14 protein-coding genes are annotated in these 15386 nt (G+C 59.6%); 7 read left to right on the forward strand and 7 right to left on the reverse strand.

The features are described from left to right. Nucleotides 1-6 precede the first annotated feature (6 nt). On the reverse strand, nt 7-981 hold the full coding sequence (locus ACLGGT_RS06750; RefSeq protein WP_237183428.1) for a TRAP transporter substrate-binding protein: 975 nt from the start codon (nt 979-981) through the stop codon (nt 7-9). Nucleotides 982-1097: 116 nt separating this feature from the next. On the opposite strand from ACLGGT_RS06750, the gene ACLGGT_RS06755 reads away from it, so the two are divergent. Further along, on the forward strand, nt 1098-4703 hold the full coding sequence (locus ACLGGT_RS06755; protein ID WP_437195396.1) for a hydantoinase B/oxoprolinase family protein: 3606 nt from the start codon (nt 1098-1100) through the stop codon (nt 4701-4703). Nucleotides 4704-4716: 13 nt separating this feature from the next. Here ACLGGT_RS06755 and ACLGGT_RS06760 read toward each other — a convergent pair whose 3' ends face one another. From ACLGGT_RS06760 to ACLGGT_RS06775, 4 genes are read right to left on the reverse strand one after another with little or no spacing between them, the layout of a single operon-like run. Beyond that, entirely contained in the window at nt 4717-5448 is a 732-nt protein-coding gene (locus ACLGGT_RS06760) for a peptidase (protein WP_437195398.1), read from the reverse strand. A gap of 15 nt (nt 5449-5463) precedes the next feature. Further along, nucleotides 5464-6264, reverse strand: a complete 801-nt coding sequence (locus ACLGGT_RS06765; RefSeq protein WP_008282767.1) for a transglutaminase family protein — start codon at nt 6262-6264, stop codon at nt 5464-5466. Nucleotides 6265-6267: 3 nt separating this feature from the next. Then, on the reverse strand, nt 6268-7209 hold the full coding sequence (locus ACLGGT_RS06770) for an alpha-E domain-containing protein (protein ID WP_437195400.1): 942 nt from the start codon (nt 7207-7209) through the stop codon (nt 6268-6270). A 3-nt stretch (nt 7210-7212) separates the two neighbouring features. After that, on the reverse strand, nt 7213-8628 hold the full coding sequence (locus tag ACLGGT_RS06775; RefSeq protein ID WP_008282769.1) for a circularly permuted type 2 ATP-grasp protein: 1416 nt from the start codon (nt 8626-8628) through the stop codon (nt 7213-7215). 280 nt (nt 8629-8908) lie between these two features. Between ACLGGT_RS06775 and ACLGGT_RS06780 the strand changes: the two genes are divergently transcribed. The 6 genes from ACLGGT_RS06780 to ACLGGT_RS06805 are packed head-to-tail and all read left to right on the forward strand — an operon-like array spanning nt 8909 to nt 13666. Next, complete coding sequence (locus ACLGGT_RS06780; RefSeq protein ID WP_437197400.1) at nt 8909-9625, forward strand: succinate dehydrogenase/fumarate reductase iron-sulfur subunit; 717 nt, start codon at nt 8909-8911, stop codon at nt 9623-9625. Next, on the forward strand, nt 9618-9950 hold the full coding sequence (locus tag ACLGGT_RS06785; RefSeq protein ID WP_151977574.1) for a succinate dehydrogenase: 333 nt from the start codon (nt 9618-9620) through the stop codon (nt 9948-9950). The genes ACLGGT_RS06780 and ACLGGT_RS06785 overlap by 8 nt, the downstream gene beginning before the upstream one ends. Then, nucleotides 9947-10288: a succinate dehydrogenase, cytochrome b556 subunit gene (sdhC, locus tag ACLGGT_RS06790; RefSeq protein WP_437195402.1), complete on the forward strand. Its 342-nt coding sequence runs from the start codon at nt 9947-9949 to the stop codon at nt 10286-10288. Before ACLGGT_RS06785 ends, sdhC begins: the two co-directional genes overlap by 4 nt. Beyond that, on the forward strand, nt 10288-12042 hold the full coding sequence (locus tag ACLGGT_RS06795) for an L-aspartate oxidase (protein WP_437195404.1): 1755 nt from the start codon (nt 10288-10290) through the stop codon (nt 12040-12042). The genes sdhC and ACLGGT_RS06795 overlap by 1 nt, the downstream gene beginning before the upstream one ends. Next, on the forward strand, nt 12039-12998 hold the full coding sequence (locus ACLGGT_RS06800) for a fumarate hydratase (protein ID WP_151977578.1): 960 nt from the start codon (nt 12039-12041) through the stop codon (nt 12996-12998). Before ACLGGT_RS06795 ends, ACLGGT_RS06800 begins: the two co-directional genes overlap by 4 nt. Beyond that, nucleotides 12995-13666 carry a fumarate hydratase C-terminal domain-containing protein gene (locus ACLGGT_RS06805; protein WP_008282775.1) on the forward strand — a complete coding sequence of 224 codons (672 nt, stop codon included), beginning with the start codon at nt 12995-12997 and terminating at the stop codon, nt 13664-13666. The genes ACLGGT_RS06800 and ACLGGT_RS06805 overlap by 4 nt, the downstream gene beginning before the upstream one ends. On the opposite strand, the gene ACLGGT_RS06810 is transcribed toward ACLGGT_RS06805, so the two are convergent. Together ACLGGT_RS06810 and ACLGGT_RS06815 are read right to left on the reverse strand one after the other, a co-directional pair. Beyond that, on the reverse strand, nt 13663-14406 hold the full coding sequence (locus tag ACLGGT_RS06810; protein WP_437195406.1) for a sulfite exporter TauE/SafE family protein: 744 nt from the start codon (nt 14404-14406) through the stop codon (nt 13663-13665). The two genes, ACLGGT_RS06805 and ACLGGT_RS06810, sit on opposite strands and share 4 nt — an antisense overlap. Further along, nucleotides 14403-15311: a LysR family transcriptional regulator gene (locus ACLGGT_RS06815; protein WP_437195407.1), complete on the reverse strand. Its 909-nt coding sequence runs from the start codon at nt 15309-15311 to the stop codon at nt 14403-14405. The genes ACLGGT_RS06810 and ACLGGT_RS06815 overlap by 4 nt, the downstream gene beginning before the upstream one ends. Nucleotides 15312-15386: the final 75 nt, after the last annotated feature.

The raw sequence follows: 15386 nt of genomic DNA on the forward strand, positions 1-15386 counted from the left end.
AAGGGGTCAGCGTGCCGTGTAGGCGGACAGGATCGCCACGCCTACGTCACCGGCGCTGGCTTTCCATTCGTTGGCCATCGTCTCGCCAATCTCGCGCAGGCCATTGGCCAAATCCTCAGAAGGGGTAGAAACCTGCATGCCATTCTCTTTGAGGATCGCGATCTTTTCCTCGGTTTCTGCCATCGACATTTGCCAGCCGCGCGCCTCTGCCGTGACAGAGGCCTCGAACAGCGCCTGTTGCTGCGCTTCGCTCAGGGCCTCGAAGGCGCTTGTATTCACAAACACCATGTTCTTCGGCAGCCACGCCTGCGTGTCGATATAGTGGCTCACAAAATCCCACGCCTGCGACGAGACACCCGTCGAGGGAGAGGTAATCATCGCCGCGACGCGCGATGTCGAGAAAGCGGTCGGAATATCCCCGGCCTCGACCGTCGTTGGAACAGCGCCCATCAATTGCGCCAGACGTTCGGTTGCAGTGTTGTAGGCGCGGAAACTGACACCTTTCATCTGGTCAAGCGCGGTCACTTCCTCTGTCAGATAGAGGCTCTGACCCGGCCATGGCACAGCAAAGAGCAGGGTCAGCCCCTGCTCTGCCAAACGTGCTGTAACCTCATCGCGTGAGGCATCCCAAAGCTTCTTGGCATCGTCATAGCTTGCCGCAAGGAAGGGGACTGAGTCGACACCAAAGACCGCATCCTCATTTGCCAGCTGCGACATGAGGATTTCCCCAATGGGGGCCAGCCCGCGGCGCACGGAATCGCGAATTTCAGGATGCGCATAGAGCGAACCTGCTGAATGCACGGTGATGGTGAGCTCGCCATTCGTCGCCGCCGCGACATCCTCGGCAAACTGCACGATATTCTGTGTGTGAAAGACAGAGTCGCCATAAGGCGTGGGCATATCCCAAGCCGTTTGCGCCTGTGCAGTACCGAAGCTGAGGGCAAAGGCTCCTGAGAGGGCGAGGGTGGTGAAGTGTTTCATGGTCGTCTCCCTGATTGAGCGAAGTGACCGGTTGTATCCCCGGTTCAAGGAAAGCTTGACGGATCATTTATAATTTGTCAACAAAATGTAAATGAAGCATAGCGGGGATGAACAAGATGACCAAAGTATGGGATTTCTGGATTGATCGTGGTGGCACCTTTACCGATGTGATCGGACGCAACCCCGAGGGCAGCATTGAACCGCTCAAGCTTTTGTCCGAAAACCCCGAGGCTTATGAGGATGCCGCCATTGAAGGCATCCGGCGTCTTTTGGGCGGAGCCATTGATGCAGACCGCATCGGCACAGTGCGTATGGGGACGACCGTGGCAACCAACGCGCTTTTGGAACGCAAAGGGGATGCCACGGTTCTCTTGATCACAAGCGGGTTTCGCGACGCTTTGCGCATCGCCTATCAGGCGCGACCAGATATTTTTGCCAAGGAAATTCTGCTCCCCGAACAGCTCTACTCCCGCGTGATCGAAGTACCTGAGCGCTTGCGCGCCGATGGAACACTAGAAGCCCCCCTTGATCTGACGGTCATTGCCAAGGATCTTGCCGAGGCGCGCGCCGTAGGGATAGATGCCGCCGCCATTGTTCTTATGCATTCCTGGAAAAACCCCGCGCACGAACTGGCCCTTGCCGAAGCAGTGCGCGATGCAGGATTTACACAGGTCTCGGTCAGTCACGAAGTGTCGCCGTTGATCAAGCTGGTGGGGCGCGGCGATACGACCGTGGTTGATGCTTATCTCTCGCCCATTCTGCGCCGCTATGTGGCGCGGGTGGCCTCCGCGCTTGGTGCGACCCCGCCGGGCGAACCCGGCCCCACGCTACAATTCATGATGTCCTCGGGGGGCTTGACCGCCGCAGAGCGGTTTCAGGGCAAGGACGCAATCCTTTCAGGGCCAGCAGGTGGTGTCGTTGGCATGGCACAGACGGCTGCGATTGCTGGCTTTGACAAGGTGATCGGCTTTGATATGGGCGGCACCTCGACCGACGTCGCGCATTTTGCGGGCGAATACGAGCGCGCCTTTGACACCGAGGTGGCGGGCGTGCGCATTCGTGCGCCCATGATGCGGGTGCATACGGTGGCGGCAGGTGGCGGTTCTATCCTGCATGCCGAACCGGGGCGGTTTCGTGTTGGCCCCGACAGCGCCGGCGCCTATCCCGGCCCTGCCTGCTATCGCAACGGCGGGCCGCTCACGGTGACTGATGCCAATGTCATGCTGGGTAAACTCAACCCAGATTTCTTTCCGCCCATCTTTGGCCCCGGTCAGGATCAACCGCTCGATCGTGATATGGTTTCAGCCCGCTTTGCACAGATCGCCACAGAGGCAGGCGACGGCAAATCACCCGAAGAGGTGGCCGAAGGATTTGTGCGTATCGCGGTGGAAAATATGGCCAACGCGGTCAAGAAAATCTCGGTACAGCGCGGCTATGACGTGACCCGCTACCTGCTTAACTCCTTTGGTGGCGCAGGTGGGCAACATGCCTGCCTTGTGGCCGATGCCTTGGGCATGGAAAAGGTTCTGATCCACCCGCTTTCTGGCCTTCTGTCAGCCTATGGCATCGGTCTGGCCCGCGTTAGCGCGTCACGGCAACAAATGGTGGTGGAGCCGCTGGAGGACGGCAGCGACAACGTCATCACAGGTGTGCTGGACGATCTGACTGCGCAGGTCATGCAGGAAATGCAGGCGCAGGGCGTGACCGGGGCAGACACTCGCCCCCGCCTCTATCTGCGCTACGACGGCACCGATACCGCTCTGCCGGTGACCTATGATACCCCGTCGCAAGCGCGTGCGGAATTCGAGACGGCGCATCTGGCGCAATTCGGCTTCACCACGCCCGACAAGCGCGTGATCATCGACAGCGCCGAGGTTGAGGCCACAGATACCGTCCTTCCTGACACCCCCGAGAGCGAGGCCGCCCGCAACGTGGCTGAGGCGCAGACCGACACGCGCACACGGCTGTTTTGTAATGGTGACTGGACCCCTGCGAGCGTGTTCCGCCGCGCGGGCCTGACACCCGGCAATACCATCACCGGGCCTGCCCTGATCATCGAAGAGAACCAGACCATCGTGGTCGAGCCCGGCTGGCGCGCAGAGATTACGGCACATGACCATGTGCTCTTATCCCGCCACGAGCGGATGGCCCGCGACATGGCGATTGGCACGACCGAGGCGGATCCGATCCTTCTTGAGGTGTTTAACAACCTCTTCATGTCGATCGCGGAACAGATGGGCGTGACCCTGCAAAACACCGCGCAGTCCGTCAACATCAAGGAGCGATTGGATTTTTCCTGCGCGGTCTTTGACGCCACGGGTGCCTTGGTCGCCAATGCCCCGCATATGCCGGTGCACCTTGGTTCTATGGATCGCAGCGTCGAGACGATTATTCGCCTCAATGAAGGCGACATTCACCCCGGCGATGTCTTCGCCCTCAACGCGCCCTATAACGGCGGCACGCATTTGCCCGACATTACTGTTGTCACGCCGGTTTTTGATGAGGCTGGGCAAGCCATCCTCTTCTGGGTCGCGTCGCGCGGTCATCATGCCGATGTCGGCGGCACCGCTCCCGGTTCGATGACACCGCTTGCGACCACCGTGGATGAAGAGGGTGTGTTGATCGACAATCTTCGACTGGTAGACCGGGGACAATTCCGCGAGGATGCTTTGCGCTCAATCCTCAGTGACCACCCCTATCCCTGCCGCAACATCGACATGAATGTGGCCGACCTCAAGGCGCAGATCGCCGCCAATGCGCGCGGCATCAATGAGCTGCGCAAGATGGTGAGCAATTTTGGTCTCGATGTGGTGCAGGCCTATATGGGCCACGTTCAGGACAACGCCGCCGAGGCGGTGGCGCGGGTGCTGGAGAAATTGTCGGATGGCGCGTATGAATACGAGACCGACACCGGTCAGGTGATCCGGGTCAAGATCACGGTAGACCGCGCCGCACGCGAAGCGACGGTTGATTTCACCGGCACCTCCGAGGTCCGCAAAAACAACTTCAACGCGCCAGAGCCGGTGACGCGCGCCGCCGTCCTTTATGTGTTCCGGGTCATGGTCGAGGCCCCAATTCCCATGAATGCAGGCTGCCTGCGCCCCATTCGGATCATCGTGCCCGAAGGCTCTATGCTTTCGCCACGCTATCCGGCGGCGGTGGTTGCGGGCAATGTCGAAACATCGCAGCATGTGACCAACGCGCTGTTTGGCGCGATGGGGGCGATGGCCAATAGTCAGGGCACGATGAACAATCTGACCTTCGGCAATGACGAGTTTCAGTATTATGAAACCATCTGCTCCGGCTCTCCTGCCGGGCAGTTCAACGACGGGCGGAAGTTTCCCGGCACTTCGGGCGTGCATGTGCATATGACCAATTCGCGCCTGACCGATCCGGAAATTCTCGAATTGCGCTTCCCCGTGTTGCTAGAGAATTTCGCCCTGCGTCCGGGGTCTGGCGGCAAAGGGGCTGTCAATGCCGGGGATGGCACAAGCCGTACATTGCGGTTTCTCACCCAGATGGATTGCGCGATCCTGTCGTCGCACCGTAACCGCGCACCGCAAGGCGGCTCGGGCGGCGGCGCGGGCGAGGCCGGTCGGACCGAAGTCCGCCGTCTTTCGGGCAAGATCGAGGTGCTGAACGCCTGTGACCAGACGGTGCTTGAGGCAGGCGAAGCCGTGACCGTCATCACACCGACTGCGGGGGGGTTTGGCCGGGCTTGACCCCGGCCGCCCTTCAAATCTCGGGGTTTGGCAGGCTCTCGAACGCGAGTTTGAGGGCGTCGCCCCAGCTATCAGAGATCGTGCGAAAATAAGGATCGTCTGCCTCGATCCGATGGATCGACGGCAGCCGCATGCTATCGGCCTCGTAAATGCACATGTCGAGCGGCAAGCCAACGGATAGATTGGCCTTGATGGTCGAGTCAAAGCTCACGAGCAACAGCTTCATTGCATCGGCAAAGCGCATGCTTGGCTCATATGCGCGCACCAGAATTGGGCGGCCATATTTGGTTTCACCGATCTGGAAGAACGGCGTCTCGCGGCTGGCTTCGATAAAATTGCCCTCGGGGTATATCAAAAACAGGCGTGGCGGCCCGCCCTTGATCTGACCGCCAAGGATCATCGTCGCGTTAAAGGTACTGTCAGCGCGCTGTCCGGTGCTGGCGTGGGTTTCGATCACATCGCGCAGCGTACCCGCAACAAGACGCGCGGCCTGGAACATCGACGGGACCGACAGGATGGTTGGATCACGCTCGTCATGCGCCTTGGTGCGTTCTTCCAGCAGGCTGACAACCGCTTGGGTGGTGGCCAGATTACCAGCTGTCAACAGCACCATCGCGCGTTCACCGGGCAATTGCCACGTGTGCAACTTGCGGAAGGTCGAGATATTATCAAGCCCAGCATTGGTGCGCGTGTCGGACATAAAGACGATGCCACGATCAAGGCACAGGCCCACGCAATAGGTCACGTCTTAAACCCTCTGTCACTGTTGCTGCGTCACCTGCAGCGTCACATCCATATTCTCGGTCGCCGCCCCGTAACGATGCCCGGATATCGGCGCGGCCTCGGTATAGTCTAGCCCAGTCGCCACCCGCACATAGCGTGTATCGGGCGAGATGGCGTTGGATACGTCAAACCCGACCCATCCAAGACCCTCTACATGGGCCTCTGCCCAAGCATGGGTCGCGCTCTGTTCGTCTTGACCGTCCATCCGCAGATACCCTGAAACATACCGCGCCGGAAGACCCATTGCACGCGCGCAGGCGATGAACACATGCGCGTGGTCCTGACAGACGCCGTGCCCTGCGGCAAGCGCATCCTCAGCCGTCCAAGCAATCTCGGATTTTCCGGTTTCATAGGCTATTGCCGAATGCACCCGTGTGGACAGATCATGCAGTCGCGCCAAGTCTCCCTCACCCTCGATATGACGCAGAATTTCCCGACATCCTTTGCCGGCTCGGGTGTGTTCAGTGGGGCGCTGGAATAGCCACAGAGGTGCCATGCCCTCATGTGGGCCGACAATTCCGGCGGTGTCAGTCATCTCTACCACGCCCTCGGAGCGGATGGTCAACTCGGTCACATCGGACTCAAAAGTGAACATCACCACGTGATTGCGGTGGTGATCAATGAATTCCGCCTGCTGCGTGGCGCCCTCTACGGTAACGGACCAATTCACCAGCCGCTGTCCGCGCGTTGGTTTGGGATAGAGCCGCACCTGTTGCACGCCATATGGGACTGGCGCGGAATATGAATAGTGGGTGAGGTGTTTGATGGCGAGGTGCATGGGCTATCCGTAAAACCTGTAGTCGATTTCGATTTGTTTGCTCAGCCTGCCCAGATGGCCAAGCACCTCCTGCACATATTCATGCAAGCCGTAATCAAAGATCGCGGCGACATCATGGCTCATGAACCGTCGGCAGAGTGTGTCGGCCTGGTGGTGGCATGACAGGCGCAGGTCGTAATCCGTTGCCAGATAGTTGAGGTTATCGCGCAGCTTGCCACAACAGAAATTCAGGCTGCGTGGCATACGTTTGTCAAGAATCAGAAACTGCGCGATGCCCATTGGCGTCACATCCGGGCCGATGGTCAGGCGATAGCCACCTTCACCACTGACCGAGCGCAGGATCGTGTCCCATTGCACATTGTCGAGCCGCGAACCGACCGCCGCCGCTGAGGGCAGCAGCACATAGTATTTCACGTCGAGAATGCGCGCGGTATTGTCAGCGCGTTCAATGAAGGTGCCGATCCGAATGAAATCATAGATTTCATTGCGCAGCATGGTCCCAAGGATGCCCCCACGCACCAGCGCGTTGCGTTCGCGGATCAGCGATAGAACTTTGGGTAGATCGCGGGTTGCCACTTTGCGGGCAAGCGCCTCTTTGAGCAGCATCCAAAAGGAATTGACCGCCTCCCATGCTTCATATGTCAGCGCCGTACGTACGAGCCGTGCATTGTGCCGCGCCTGCGTGACCACCGCCATCACAGAAGAGGGATTGTCGGGATCGCGCAACATCCAGTCGATTGCTAATTCTGGCAACACTTCGGTGTGTTTCTGTTGATAGCCATAGGCCACTGCCGCAGCTTGCAAAACTGACAGCCAATCGTCAGCCCCGCTGCCCGCGCGCGTCAGCGCGATGCGTTGGCCGGTCTCGATCATCCGTGATGTATTCTCGGCGCGCTCCAGCAGACGCGCCATCCAAAAGAGCCCTCCGGCTGTTTTCCCCAACATGGCTCAGTCCTCCAACACCCAAGTGTCCTTGGTGCCGCCACCTTGGGACGAATTCACAACCAGCGAGCCCTTTTTCATCGCAACCCGCGTCAGCCCACCGGGAGTCACGTTTATCCCCTCGGGCGACATCAGCACAAAGGGCCGCAAATCCACATGCCTCGGGGCCAACCCGGATTTGGTAAAGACCGGCACGGTCGAGAGGCTGAGCGTAGGTTGCGCGATGTAATTGCCCGGTCTCGCCCGCAGCTTGCGCTCAAACTCTTTTAATTCCTTCTTGCTCGCTGCGGGGCCGATCAGCATGCCATAGCCGCCCGATCCATGCACCTCTTTGACCACCAGTTCTGACAAATGCGCCAGAACGTAATCAAGGCTCTCTTTTTCGTTGCAGCGCCATGTTGGCACGTTCTGCAAGATGGGGCGCTCGCCTGTATAGAATTCTACGATCTCGGGCATGTAGCTATAGATCGCTTTGTCATCGGAAATGCCGGTGCCGGGGGCATTTGCGATGGTGATCCCGCCTGCGCGGTAGACATCCATGATCCCCGGCACGCCAAGCGCGCTCTCGGGATTGAAGTTGAGAGGGTCGAGGAAGTCGTCATCCACCCGGCGGTAAAGCACATCAATCGGTTGATATCCGCGTGTTGTGCGCATGGCGACGCGCCCGTCGACGATCCGCAAGTCATGCCCCTCGACCAGTTCGACGCCCATTTTGTCGGCTAGAAAGGCATGTTCGTAATAGGCCGAGTTGAAAATGCCGGGGGTCAGAACCGCCACCGTCGGTGTGCCTTCACAGGCCGCCGGAGCAGATGCCGCAAGCGAGCGCCGCAGGTTGCGCGGATAATCCGATACCGGGCGCACCTGATTGCGAGAGAACAGCTCTGGAAACATCCGCAACATGGTTTCGCGGTTTTCCAGCATATAGCTCACACCTGACGGCGTGCGCGCATTGTCCTCAAGCACAAAGAACTCATCCGGTCCGGTGCGCACAAGGTCGATGCCGGTGATATGGGTATAGACACCCCCCGGCGGCATCATCCCGATCATTTGGGGAAGAAACGCCACGTTGTTCGAGATCATCTCTTGCGGCAAACGCCCGGCCCGGAGGATTTCCTGTCGGTGGTAGATGTCATGCAAAAAGGCGTTGATCGCGCGCACCCGCTGCTCGATGCCGCGCTCCAGCCGCTGCCATTCCCGCCCCGAAATGATGCGTGGAATGATGTCGAAGGGGATCAGACGCTCTTCGGCCTCTGACCGCCCATAGACGTTGAACGTGATCCCGGTAAGGCGAAAAAGATCCTCCGCCTCACGACTTTTGGCACGCAGGCGAGCGGCATCTTCCTCGCTCAGCCAGGCATCAAACTTGGCATAGGGGCCACGAATCTGCCCATTCTGCCCCTGCATTTCATCGAACATATCCATAGGATCATGCTTTCCCTGTCTGGGGCCTGTGCAATCGAAATTGTTGCGACAGACGGGTCCCAATGCGGTTTCATGCCCGCTTATCCCTCAATCATGCACAAATTTTAAGCTTTGGCAAAGAGTTGTCGCCGCGCCCAGAGGATTACCTGAGATCATGTGTGTAAGTCTTTATTACGACAAACATTAGATTTTATTCCTTTTTGTTAGCAAAACTCATAATTATAAAAGAACCCATAGCCCCAAAGATCAGCCAGAGGTTACCGTGACCCGAACGCCCGAGATGTTGCACGTCACCGTTCAGCGCGGCACGGCAAACGATACCAGAACAGAGCACTTTGAGGTCCCGGCGCGGGAGAATCAGACGGTGCTTGATGCGGTGAGCTGGATTCAGCAAGAGGCTGACCCAACGCTCAGCTATCGTTTTGCTTGCCGTGTTGGAATGTGCGGATCTTGTGCCATGATGGTCAACGGAGTGCCGCGTTGGACCTGCCGCACCCATGTCAGCCGCGTTGCCAGCGGCGGGCAGCTGGATATTGCGCCGTTGCGCAATCTTCCGGTGATCAAGGATTTGGCGACAGACATGGACCCGTTCTTTGACAAATGGGTGGCCGCAGAGGCGCGGCATCACCCGACACGCGGACGACTGGAAGAGTTTGACCCGATCAAGCCTGACGCCCCCGAACGAGCCGAGGCCAATCTTGGCATTGAATGCATCAATTGCGGCATCTGCTACGCCGCCTGTGACACCGTGGCAGGCAACCCCGATTATCTGGGACCCGCCGCATTGCAACGCGCTTGGACACTTCTCAACGACAGCCGTGATGCAGACCGGCCGGGTATTCTGGCGGCGGTCTCGGGCAAGGGCGGCTGTCACAACTGTCACTCCATGGGCAGTTGCGCGCAGTATTGCCCCAACGGGCTGAACCCGATGCGCGCGATTGCGGGATTAAAGCGGGAAACGGTCAAGGCGGCCTTGCGGGGCAAGCGCGATGCTTGATCTGCGGCTCTACATGGCGCAACGCCTGAGCGCTTTGGTGATGGCCCCCTTGGTTCTGGGCCATATCGCCGTGATGATCTATGCCATTCAGGGCGGCCTCAGTACGGCCGAAATTCTGGGCCGCACCCAAGGGAGCCTCCTGTGGTTCCTGTTTTACGGCACCTTTGTCATTGCGGTCTCCGTCCATGCCGCGATTGGTGTGCGTGTCATTGCGCACGAATGGCTGCGCCTGCGCGGCATCGCGCTCGGGATGCTGACATGGGGCATCTGTGCGGCCCTTCTTGCCCTTGGCCTGAGCGCGGTATTTGCGGTGACGCTGCCATGAAGCAACCGCCCCGCTCGCATCCACTCTGGTTTGCCTTTGTGCTGCACCGCATCTCTGGTCTGGCGCTTGCGCTCTTTCTGCCCGCACATTTCTGGCTATTGTCACAGGCGATTACCGCCCCTGCGCGACTTGATGGCTTTCTCGCCTTTGCCGAAAATCCCTTGGTCAAGATCGCCGAATTCGGTCTCGTCTTTCTGCTTGCCGTCCATATGTTCGGCGGTTTGCGCCTGATGGCGCTCGAATTCCTGCCATGGTCTGACCGCCATAAAACGCTGGCCGCGGGGGCGGTTGGCGCGGCACTCTTTCTGTCTGGCACGTTTTTCCTGAGGGCGATCTGATGACCCAAATCGACCGACATGATACCGATATTCTGATTATCGGCACCGGCGGTGCGGGGCTTTTTGCGGCGCTGCATGCGCAGCAATCGGCGCCTGCAGGCACGCGGATCACCATTGCCGTCAAGGGCCTCATTGGCAAATGTGGCTGCACGCGCATGGTGCAGGGTGGCTATAACGTGGCGCTGGGTGGCGGCGACAGCGTGGAGCGGCATTTCATGGACACCGTAAAGGGCGGTAAATGGCTGCCCAATCAGGATATGGCCTGGAAACTTTGCGAACAGGCGGTGGTGCGCATTCACGAGCTGGAAAATGAAATCGGTTGCTTCTTTGACCGCAACGCCGATGGCACGCTGCACCAAAAAGCCTTTGCCGGGCAAACCGCCGACCGCACGGTCCACAAGGGCGACCTGACCGGCATCGAGATCATCAGCCGGTTGATGGAGCAGGTTCTGGCGCGCCCCGTGGAAAAGCTGCAGGAACATCGCGCCATTGGTCTTATCCCTACGCGCGACGGTAGCGCCTTGGCGGGTGTGCTCTTTATCGACATGCGCACGGGCGGCTTTCGTCTGGTGCGCGCCAAGACGGTCCTTATGGCCACGGGTGGCGGGCCGACGATGTACAAGTACAACACCCCTTCAGGCGACAAGACGATGGATGGTCTCGCCATGGCGCTGCGTGCAGGATTGGAACTGCGCGATATGGAGATGGTGCAGTTTCATCCGACCGGCCTCTTGGCGGGGGATCACACGCGGATGACCGGCACCGTGCTGGAAGAGGGGTTGCGCGGCGCGGGCGGTCAGCTTCTGAACGGTGCCGAAAACCGCTTTATGTTTGACTATGACCCCAAGGGAGAGCGCGCGACCCGCGATGTCGTCAGCCGCGCCATCTATGCCGAAATGCGCAAGAACAATACGTCTGCGAATGGTGGCGTCTTTATCTCTATGGCGCATCTTGGCCCCGACAACGTGCGCGCCAAATTCCCCGGTATGGTCAAACGCTGCGCTGACAGCGGCTTTGATCTGGCAGGTGGTTTGGTCGAGGTCGTGCCAACCGCGCATTACTTCATGGGCGGCGTGGTGGTCGATCCCGATACCCGGACCGCGATGGAAGGGCTCTATGTGGCGGGCGAGGACGCCGGCGGCGCGCATGGCTCGAACCGTTTGGGGGGCAATGGCGTGGCCAATTCCACCGTTTATGGCGGTGTCGCGGGTGATGTGATGGGCGCGGATATTCGCACCATGGGCGCGCTGCGCGATCCCTGCCCCAACGCGCTGCAGGCCGAGATTGACCGCGCCTTGCATCCCCTCAGCCGTCAGCCCGCGCCGGTTCATCCCCTGCGTCACGCGCTGCAAGAGGCGATGTGGGAAGACGTTGGCGTGATGCGCACAGCGGCGGGCATGGAGCGTGGTTTGACCCGCGTTGCCGAGATTTCCAATGCGCTGATGGATGTCGGCGTCGGAGGCGATAATCTTGCCTTCAACCTCACATGGCACGATTGGCTAAACCTGCGCTCACTCTGTGACGTGTCCGAGGCGATTACACTGGCGGGCCTTGCGCGCGAAAACTCGCGCGGCGCGCATTACCGAGAGGATTTCCCGGACGAGGGTGATCTTGATGCGTCCTATTTCACCGTGATCACCCAGAAGGGCAGCGATCTGACGGTCCGCCGTGATGCGGTGCAGTTCACGATCATTCGCCCCGGCGAAACAATCCTGCCCGAGACCGAACCCGAAACATTGGTGGCCGCGCAATGATCCCAATCGACCTTATCCAGAACACCGCCGAGCGCCTGATGGACAAGGCTGCGATTGAAATTCCAGACGATTACTTGACTGGCCTTCAAGCAGCAGCCGAGACCGAGGACGGTGATCTGTCGTCTTTCGTCCTTCAAGCGATGCTTGAGAATTACAAAGCCGCCAAAGAGGACCGCCGCGCGATGTGCGGCGATACGGGGTGCCCGCGCTGGTATGTGAAGATGGGCAACGAGGCTCGGATTGAGGGGGGGCCGGTCGCGCTCGAATCCGCGCTGCGCCGCGCGACAGCCAAGGCCACCTATGACGTGCCCCTGCGCCCCAATCGCGTGCATCCCCTCTGGCGCACGGATCACAACAATAATGTTGGCATCGGTGCGCCTGAGATCGAGTATGCGTACGAGCCGGATGGCGACTGGATTGATCTTATAACGGTGCACAAAGGCGGTCTCTTTGGCACGGATTACCGCATGCTCTTTCCGTCTGACGGGATCGAAGGGATCAAGCGGTTTTATCTCGACAGTCTTGTTGCCTTTGGCAAACGGGGGCTGGCCTGTCAGCCTGCGATCATCGGCATCGGGTTGGGTGGGTCCAAGGATACCTGCATGGTGTTGGGCAAGCGCGCCGCCTGCCTGCGCGTCGTGGGCAGTGAGAACCCGGACCCGAAGATCGCCGCGTTAGAGCGCGAGTTCAAGGATTTGGGCAACTCCATCGGCATGGGCGCGATGGGGTTTGTCGGCAAGAACATGGTGATCAATTGCAACATCGAGGTGGGCTACTGCCATACCGGAGGCATGCAGATGTCGGTGCATGCCTTTTGCCTCTCGTCCCGCCGGGCCGTCGCGCGCCTCTATCCTGATGGGCGGGTCCACTACCGCACCGATCCCGAATGGTTTACCCCCTATCAGCGCCGCGAAACCGTGGATTGGCCGGGCAGTGCACAGGAGGCGGCAGAATGACCAAGCCCCGCGAAATCCGCCTGAGCACCACCCCAACGCCCGAGGCGCTGGCCGAGCTGCGCCTCGGTGATATCGTTTATCTTGATGGGTTGCTGTATACGGCCCGTGAAGGCGTCTACATGCGCGCATTGGAGCAAAAGGCGAATATTCCGCTGGAACTGCCCAGCCAGAGTGCAGCGAATTTCCACTGCTCTCCTGCCGCCGCCATTCGCCCCGATGGATCTTTCAACATGGGGGCGGTGACGGCCACCGCCTCTTTCCGCTTTGCCAAATGGTTGCCGGAATGGATGGCCAAGACAGGGGCCAAGCTGATCATCGGCAAAGGCGGCATGTCGTCGAAGGATTACAAATCCTATTTCGTACCCAATGGTGCGATTTACCTTTCAACCGTGGGCTATGGCACCGGGGCGCTGTTAGGTCGTGGCATCGAAAAGGTCGAGGCCGTGCACTGGCAGGATGAATTGGGATTGGCGCAGGCGATGTGGGTCATTCGCTGCAACAAGATGGGGCCGTTCATTGTGGCGTCTGATTTGGACGGTAACTGCCTTTTTGAACGCGAGAACGCCAAGATCGCCAAGAACCTTGAACGGGTCTACGAAGGCACGCGCCCCGCGACGCTCAAGCGCTATGGCGAGACGGATGATCGCTCTGACGAGGTGATTGGCTAGATCAGCTCGCGCAAAAGCAAAACCACGCCCGAAACAAAGGTCATCACGATCAGCAATCGCCGAAAGGCCGTGTCGCTTAGTCGTTTGAAGACGCTTATCCCAATCTGCGCCGCCAAAAGCGCCGCCGGGATTGCAATCGCAAGATAGATCAAGGTCTCGCGCGTGTAGGCACCTTTGAGTGCCAGCGTCCCTGTCGCTACCGCGAGAACACCCACGTTGAACGGTTGAAGAACGGCGCGTGTCTCATGCCGTGGCCAAGGGCGCAGCGTACACCACATCATCGGCAGCGCCCCCGAGAGCGAGGCTGCACCGCCTAGAATGCCGCCCAAGAACCCCACCAGCATATCCCAGAATGGCGTGGCGCGTTCGAACGTTGGAAGGTTTGCACGCAGAGTGAAATACCCACCGTAAAGCAGCAGCATCGCCGCCACGACGGTCTTGAGCGTGCTGGCGTCAATCACGCTGAGGATCGTCACACCAATCGGGATGCCCGCCAATCCTGGTAGGAGAAAACGCGCCAGCCGCCGCTTGTTCTGTCCGATGGCCGCGCGCACGACCCAAAGCCCTTGCAGGCCCGTGACCACGGATAACACGACCAACATGGCCACCGCTTGAACGGGCGGCAGAACGGCGAGAAAGAAGCCAAGCGCAAACAGGGCTGTGCCAAACCCGGCAAGACCGTTGATGGAGCCGCCTGCCATTGCGCCCGCAATGACATAGGGCAGGGCGTCGGCGTTCATCCCGTGGGTCCGCCTGTGGAGGGAGTGAAAATGCCGATCTCGACCGCACCCAACAGGGCTTTGTGGATTTCCTGAATGATGCGGATACGTGGATTGTCGCGCCGATAGGCCAGTGTCAGTTGGCGCACGGGCGCGCCCTCGGGCAGTGGCACGCGGCGCAGCGGTAGCGGTTGCACCCCCCGCACACAGCGCGCAGGAACGATAGAAACGCCAAGACCCGCAAGCACCATGCTCGAAATCGCTTCGAGTCCCTGTAACTCCATCGTGACCGACACGGGAATCCCGTGCTCGCGCAGCCAACCGTCGATCAGCCCACCGACAACAGCGTCGCGGCTGAACCGGATAAACGGATACCGGAGCAAAAGATCTCGCACATCGTCGCCCTCGGCCTCTTGTGGGGCGAGCAGTTCCATTGGCTCTTGCGCAATGTCGGCATGGTCGATTTCCGGGGGTAACGGGCCCTGCCGTGACAGCACCGCCGCATCAAGCGCGCCGCGTTCAACCTCTGCGATGAGCGAGGTGGTCATCCCGGGTACGATACGCACATGCAGGTCTGGATAGCTTTCCTTGAGCAAGCGCACTGACAGCGGGGTCAGGCCCGTCAGGGTCATAGGAACGGCCCCCAACGAGATTTCGCCACGAAACCCTTCGTCGCCCAAGACCGACGGCACGATGGCATCGTAGGCACGCACGATATCGCGCGCCCGCGCCACCAATGCACGCCCCGTCGGGGTCAGTTCCGGCGACCGGCGTGAGCGGTCAAAAAGCACAACCCCCCATTCTTCCTCGAGGCTGCGCATTTGTTGGCTGACGGCGGCGTGGGTCACAAAAACCGCTTCGGCAGCAGCGCTAAAGGTCTTGTGGTCATCCACCGCAATCAGGGTGCGCAAGCGCCGGATTGACATGTCCCGCCTCTTTCGTAAGTTTAGTTAACGCATCCTGTAACGGAATATTGCTTATATTAAGCGTGTCTTAAAGTT

The sequence above is a fragment of the Roseovarius sp. MS2 genome, assembly GCF_051447875.1.
Classification (GTDB): domain Bacteria; phylum Pseudomonadota; class Alphaproteobacteria; order Rhodobacterales; family Rhodobacteraceae; genus Roseovarius; species Roseovarius mucosus_A.